6 protein-coding genes are annotated in these 6,582 nt (G+C 62.7%); 2 read left to right on the top strand and 4 right to left on the bottom strand.

What is annotated here, in order from left to right; translation table 11 throughout:
- The first annotated feature begins 478 nt into the window (after positions 1-478).
- Entirely contained in the window at positions 479-1,024 is a 546-nt protein-coding gene (locus tag AC30NL_RS06160; RefSeq protein ID WP_489463132.1) for a ComEA family DNA-binding protein, read from the top strand.
- Between the two features lie 568 nt (positions 1,025-1,592).
- Here AC30NL_RS06160 and AC30NL_RS06155 read toward each other — a convergent pair.
- From AC30NL_RS06155 to AC30NL_RS06140, 4 genes are all read right to left on the bottom strand, one after another.
- Entirely contained in the window at positions 1,593-2,798 is a 1,206-nt protein-coding gene (locus AC30NL_RS06155; protein ID WP_489463131.1) for a DUF1501 domain-containing protein, read from the bottom strand.
- Between the two features lie 11 nt (positions 2,799-2,809).
- Positions 2,810-4,366 (bottom strand): DUF1800 domain-containing protein, encoded by a 1,557-nt coding sequence (locus AC30NL_RS06150; protein WP_489463130.1) that lies wholly within the window; start codon positions 4,364-4,366, stop codon positions 2,810-2,812.
- A gap of 104 nt (positions 4,367-4,470) precedes the next feature.
- Positions 4,471-5,247: an exodeoxyribonuclease III gene (locus tag AC30NL_RS06145; RefSeq protein WP_489463129.1), complete on the bottom strand. Its 777-nt coding sequence runs from the start codon at positions 5,245-5,247 to the stop codon at positions 4,471-4,473.
- Positions 5,248-5,250: 3 nt separating this feature from the next.
- Positions 5,251-5,646: a hypothetical protein gene (locus AC30NL_RS06140; RefSeq protein WP_489463128.1), complete on the bottom strand. Its 396-nt coding sequence runs from the start codon at positions 5,644-5,646 to the stop codon at positions 5,251-5,253.
- Positions 5,647-6,230: 584 nt separating this feature from the next.
- On the opposite strand from AC30NL_RS06140, the gene AC30NL_RS06135 reads away from it, so the two are divergent.
- Entirely contained in the window at positions 6,231-6,449 is a 219-nt protein-coding gene (locus AC30NL_RS06135) for a hypothetical protein (RefSeq protein ID WP_489463127.1), read from the top strand.
- The last annotated feature ends 133 nt before the right edge of the window (positions 6,450-6,582 follow it).

Genomic DNA, 6,582 nt, shown 5'->3' with positions numbered 1-6,582 from the left:
ATGCCCGCTCATCACGCCAAAAGCCCCCTGCTCGTCGTTGCAAATGCTCGCCATAGCCAAGCTATGGCTGCGCTTTGCGCCTGGATCAGGCGCCTTTTGACATGCTGCTCGGACACGTTCGAAATACTCTCAGCCTCTCAGGCCTTCGATGGAAAACAGCACCGCGCGCCGTGATCACGACGTGTATGCCGCGAAGCTCGCCTGGCTTCGCTCGCACCAGCAGCAGTAGCTGCCTGGTGCTGGACCTGTGCGTCAACGGGACGCCGCGCCGCCTCGTTCTGCACTCAGAGGCTGAGAGTAGTTCGATCATGCCCGCTCGTCGTTGCAAACGCTCGCCATAGCCCTGGCTATGGCTGCGCTTTGCGCCTAGATCAGGCGTCTTTTGACGTGCTGCTCGGACACGTTTGAAATACTCCCAGCCTCTCATGCCTGCGAGGAGGCTTTCCTCGAACCGCAGTCTCTTTTCCCAGGAGATGTCATGTTCCGTAGATTCCTTTTCGCCCTGATGGGCTTTCTTCTCACGATCAACATGGCCTGGGCTGCCACGGACGCCAACACGGCAACGAAGGAAGACCTGGACAAGATCAAGGGCATCGGCCCCGCCATTGCACAGAAGATCGTCGACGAACGGCAGAAGAATGGTCCCTTCAAGAGCCTCGACGACCTGCAAAAGCGTGTCGCAGGGGTTGGCGAAGGCAGCGTGAAGAAGATGGCCGCAGAAGGGCTGACTGTGGGGGGCGGCAGTACGGCGCAGGCTGCCGATGACAGGGCCGCGAAAAAGCCAGCGAAGAAGGAAGTCCAGGCCGTAGCGGACAAGCCGGCGACTGCTGCATCGGAGGCGGCCGTGAAGCCGCAGGCGGACGCCAAGATGGCAAAGGCCGCGAAAGCAGAAGCAAAAGCGGCGAAGGCATCGGAGGCGAAGGCTGCGAAGGCCGCCATGGCCGACGACGCGGCCTCGGCGGCTGGAGACAAGAAGCCGCGCAAGAGCAAGAAGGACGCTGCGGCGTCAGCTGCGAAGCCCTGATATTCGCACCGCAGCCTGGGCGCAGCCCTTTCGGTTACCTCCACTCGGGCCGCATGGACTTTCTCCCTCTCCCTCTGGGAACCCCCTCGGGGGAGGGCAGGGTGAGCGGTGGTCAGAAAAGTGAAATCATTTGCCCCACACCTCACCCTCACCCCAACCCTCTCCCTCGCCGGGAGAGGGAGTGACTAGCGCTTGCCGCCGCGCAGCATCAGCACCACACCCATCAGCACCACGCCCGCCGCCATCCACTCGAACGACGTCACCGCTTGCCCTGCATCTCCACCCCCAGGACCATCGCGATCACCGGATTCACAAAGGTACAGATCATGAAGCGCTGAGAATTGCTCCCTCTCACCCTCGGGGGAGAGGGCAGGGGTGAGGGGTGGTCAGAAAAGTGAAATCGTTGCCCCACACCTCACCCTTACCCCAACCCTCTCCCTCGCCGGGAGTCCCTCCGGGAGGGGTAATGCGGTGACCCCGGAGCGACCTGCGTAGGATTGAAAGGGCTTAGCCTGAAAGCAATCTGCGGGGATGTGAAGCGGCCCCAACCCGGACTGCAGGTCGTCAGCTAAATCAAGCCGATGTCCTTCGGCATCGTGCCCGGAAACACCTGCCCGACGCGCTTGCCGTCGAGGCCATACATTCGCGTGAACAAGCCTCCCAGCACCGCACGGTACTCGTTCAGCACGGGATAGTCCCTGTTCTGGAACAGCGTTCCCGTGCTGATCGCCTGCTGTTCCCCCGCGACGCATCCGCCGCGCACACTCCCGCCCATCACCCAGTACACGCTGCCATGACCATGGTCGGTGCCGCGATTGCCGTTTTCGCGGAATGTCCGGCCGAATTCGCTCAGGACGACAACCACGGTGCTATCCCACAAAGGCCCCATCTCCTCGGCGAAAACAGAAAGACCCTGGCCGAGCTCGCCGAGCCGATTCGCCAGCGTGCCCGTCGCGCCCCCTTCACCGACGTGTGTGTCCCATCCACCCACGTCGACGAAGCCCAGGTGCACCCGTTCCCTCATGAGGCGGGCGATGCGTCTTGCCTCTGTCGCGAACCCTCTGGTGGTGATCGCATTGCGGTTGGCCGCTTTCTCCTCGGATGCCATCTCGCGGGTGATTTCTTTGCGCACCTCGAAGCCGTCCGACACGGCGCCCGCAAGCTTCGTATTGGCGTACATGCTCGCAATCAACTGGGCTTGCTTGTCGCTGACACCCGACTTGCCGATGTCGCGCAAGGACTGGTTGGCAATCGCCTCGCTGCCGCGAAACACCAGTGGCAGTTGATCAGTGAACGACAGCGCCGACAGCTTGTCTGCATCCGTGCCACCGACCGCTGCGGCAAGCCGGTTCATGAAACCGCTGCCGTAATCACGCACGCCTTGCGCACCATGGCCGAGTTCGATGCGGTCCTGCGTTTCGAAATGGCTGCGCGAGGTGTCGTCGGTGCCGGCGAAAGGAACGAACGCGACTTGCCCTCGCTGGAAGAGTGGAAAGATTCTGTCGGTGAGCGCCGGCGCCAGGCCCCATTGCGCATCGACCGGCAACGCTGCATTGGCCGACGTGCCCGGACGCGCAATCGCGATGTTGGGTCGTGACTCGTAATAGAGCGGACTGCCGTGCGGCACGAGCAGGTTGGCTGCGTCGTATCCGCCGCGCAGGAAAACGAGCAGGAAGCGCGCCGGCATGGCCTGCGGCGCAGACCAGAGCCGCGTGGCGTTGAGTGTCAAAGGCGCACTGGCGGCGGCCCATCGCAAGAAATCGCGTCGCTGCATGATGCAGTCCTTCAACGATGCATGAATTCGGGTGAGGACAGGAGCAGCGCGTTCCACTCTTGGGGCGAGCCGGCCTGGTCCAATGCCTGCTTCGTCGCCGGCGCGAGGCGCGGCGCGATGCCGTCGTAGTAGAGCGGATTCGCGAGCTGCGGAAAGGCAGGGCGCTCATTCGGCATCGCCCCTTCAATCTTGAACAAGCCCGCACTGCCGCCGCCGATGGCGCGTGCCACCTCGAATCGTGTGTTCATCTGGCCTGGGCCGGCCCACGCCACCTGATCGAGCGGATAACCGTCGGGGGTCTGGCGGTTATAGGGCGCTTCGCCAAGGCGATTCAACCAGCCGATCATGGGGCCGGTGTTGAGGATGGGCTTGTCGTCGTAGGCGAGCCGTACGGCAGACACGACATAGTGCAATGGGTCCTTGAACTTGGTCGTGAGCGAGGCCTCGAATTCGGGCGACTCGATCATCGTGCGCAACACCTCGGCAATGCGCCCGTCGCTGTCGATGAAGCGACGCGCCATACGTTCCACCAGCGCGGGCGACGGGACATCGGCCACGAAGTACTTCGCGATCTTGCGGCTCACAAAGCTTGCGGTCGACGGATGCCTCGCGACGAGATCGAGCACCTGTTCGATCTCTGCCATGCCGTTGCCGCGCACCGTCACGCCCAGCACCTCCTTGTCGCGGAAGTCATGGCGATTCGGATTGAACTCGATGAGCCCACGCCTGACGTAGAAAGCTTGCTGCGAGGGCTTGAGCTTGGGTACATCTTCGGAGAAGCTCACGCCCAGCCCTGTCAGCACGCGCGCCAGTTCCTGCACATCCGTCTGCGTGTAGCCGCTGTCGACGCCCAGCGTGTGCAGCTCGAGCAACTCACGGGCGTAGTTTTCGTTGATGCGCGACGCGGCGTTCTGTTCGTTGTCAAGGTAGCGAACCATGGCGGGGTGGAACACCGAGGCCTGCAGCAGGTCTCGGAATCGTCCGAGCGCGTGGGTGCGCAACTGCGCTTCGTAGTCGCCCACCACCACGCGCACATTGCTCTTGTACTGGTGAACATTGAAGTGGTTGAACCAGAACCACGTCATCTGCTCCTGCAACTGGTTGGGCGAGTAGATCGCGCGCAGCAGCATGCGCGACGCGGACTCGCGGGCCAGCCGAGTCATCTCCTGCTGGTAGGCCTGCTGCGCGGACTTCTTCTGTTCATCGTCAGCGATGCCGTCGATGCCTTTGCGTCGGGTCTCCATGCCGCGCACGAGTTCGGGCAGCGGAGTGCGGCTGATGCTCATGTCCGCGATCTGGGCCACCAACGGCGTCGGCAAGCTTGCGATTGCCGAAGGGTGAAGCTGCCGATCGAGCCAAGCCCGGCGGCCGATGCGGCTGAGTTCTTGCGACGACGAAGACGTGGCGCCGAAACTCAGGCGATCAAGCCATGCGACATCGTCAATGCGGAGGTGGCGGGCGGGTGCTGCAGTGCGGGTTGCGTCGTCGACACGCACAGAGGCTCCAGGTGCAGTGCAGCCGGCAAGTGCCAGTGCGAACAGGTTTGCGGCCCACCATCGACGGCTCATGTCGGCTCCTGGCTTCTCGGCTGATGCTCGCATGTCGACTGGGAACGCCGTTGGTGAGTGACGTTTTGCGCTGCCCGCGAAAGAAGCGGAAACGACATCCGTCGTTATTTCATGACCACCCACGCCGGCGCATGATCGCTCGCGCCTTCTCGCCCGCGGACCTCCTTGTCCACGCCTGCATCGATGAGCTTCTTCGCCAGCGACGGCGCGAGAAGGATGTGGTCGATGCGCAGCCCCGCATCGCGCGGCCAGCGGTTTCGCATGTAGTCCCAGAATGTGTAGATCGGCTCGCCGGGATGCAGCTTGTGGATCGCATCCGTCCAGCCCTGCTTCAAGAGCCGCATGTACGCCTCGCGTGGTTCCGGTTGCAAGAGCGCGTCGTTCTTCCACGAACGTGGGTTGTAGATATCCTCCACGCCGTCGGTGGGCACGACGTTGTAGTCGCCTGCGATGACCACCGGCGCTTTCGAATCAAGCAGCTCTTTGGCGTGCACGAGCAGGCGCTCCATCCATGCGTTCTTGTAGTCGAACTTCGGCCCCGGTTGCGGATTGCCGTTGGGCGCGTAGAGGCAGGCAACGACGACGCCGTCGACAGCAGCCTCGATGTAGCGGCTTTGCAAATCGTCGTCGTCACCGGGCAGTGCACGCCGGCTCACCACCGGGTCGATGCCTCGCGCAAGAATCGCCACGCCGTTCCACGACTTCTGTCCTTGCCACACTGGGCTGTAGCCGGCCTTGCGGATCGCCGTCTCGGGAAAAGTCTCGTGGACCGCCTTCAACTCCTGCAGACAAACGATGTCGGGCTCGGACTCGGCAAGCCATTCGAGCAGGCGCGCAAGCCTGCTCCTGATGCCGTTGATGTTGAAGGTCGCGATCTTCAAGGCTCAAGGGCAGAGACCGGCCTGCCGCGTCACGGCGCCAAGCGTCTCGCCGCTGAACCAAAAAAAGTAGCGGGTGCCTGTGACAGACACGTCGTTGAGCGACATGCGCGCGGTCGTGCTCGACGAGGTTCCACTGGTGCTGATCTTGAGAACCGGCATTGCAGCCGTCGCGGAGGCTTTCGTTGGGGACTTGGCCTTCTTGTCGACAGCGCCCTTGGCCGTCGGCGACACCCAAGTGGCAGCCGGCGACATCGGCAGGGGAGCCGCCGGCTGCGGGGTGGTGTCGTAGATGACGGGCACGACCCAACCGGCGTGCCTGCCGCCGGGCCCCCAGAGCGCACAGCGCGAAGATTCCGGCGCACCGAAGGCCAGCCGTCGCGGCGTGGCGACCACAGGCATCGTCAATCGAAATAGTTGTTCACCGTCGATTCGTACTTGACTGGCGCTGAGCTGCGAACAGTGGCAACGTCAGCCACAGGGGCCGTTCTTGTCGCGCAACCGGACAGCGTCAAACCGGCAAGGGTCGCGAGTGCACTAGCGAACCGCTTCATGAAGACCTCGGGGTGTGTTGTTGTTAGAGAAGGCTGTCGCTGCCAGCGCGTCTTCTGCGGACGTTACGGAGACGTTTTCTCACAACTTGGCGAACTTGCCAAGCCCGGCACGAGATGCCTGACAGTCCGTATTGATAAAGCAGCTGCGCGACCTGTGCGTATCAGCTGCGCGACGAGGTGGCGTTAAGCCCATTGCGAGCGCCGAAGACGAAGCCGTTGGCGAAGCGATCGAAACGAATCAATTCGTGGTCGCCCTGTGGCGAGCGCATGGTGCATGTCGGGTGCGATTGCGACATTGCGCTCCGACAGCGGCGCGATCAACCGACACTTGAGGCTTGACGCGACACTAGGGATATCAGTTGCGTGCCACGATGGCTACGCTGTAGAACCCGAGTGGCAGTTCCTGCGGCCGTTGGCAGTCAAGGAGTTGGCATGGACACGCATCTCGAGACCGTCGAACACGAACTCTCGCCCGCGAAGTCGCGCAGCCTTGTCATCGCTGCCGTGCTGATTGCCCTGTTGGGACTTACCACGCTCGACGTTGCGCCCTCCAATGGTGCCAAGAAGCGGCATGCCGGCGACGAACGCTCCGTTGATTGCATCGTGGCGTCTGCGGTGTTCGCGGGTGTGACCCCGACAGAGAGGCCCTGAACAGAGAGGCTGAGAGTATTTCGATCATTCCTGCTCATCACGCCAAAAGACCCCTGCTCGTCGTTGCAAATGCTCGCCATAGCCCGGGCTATGGCTGCGCTTTGCGCCTAGATCAGGCGCCTTTTGACGCGCT

The organism is Rhizobacter sp., from assembly GCA_021153565.1.
Lineage (GTDB): Bacteria > Pseudomonadota > Gammaproteobacteria > Burkholderiales > Burkholderiaceae_C > Albitalea.
Note: the sequence above shows the minus strand (reverse complement) of the source record. Positions and strands in the feature narration are given on the sequence as shown.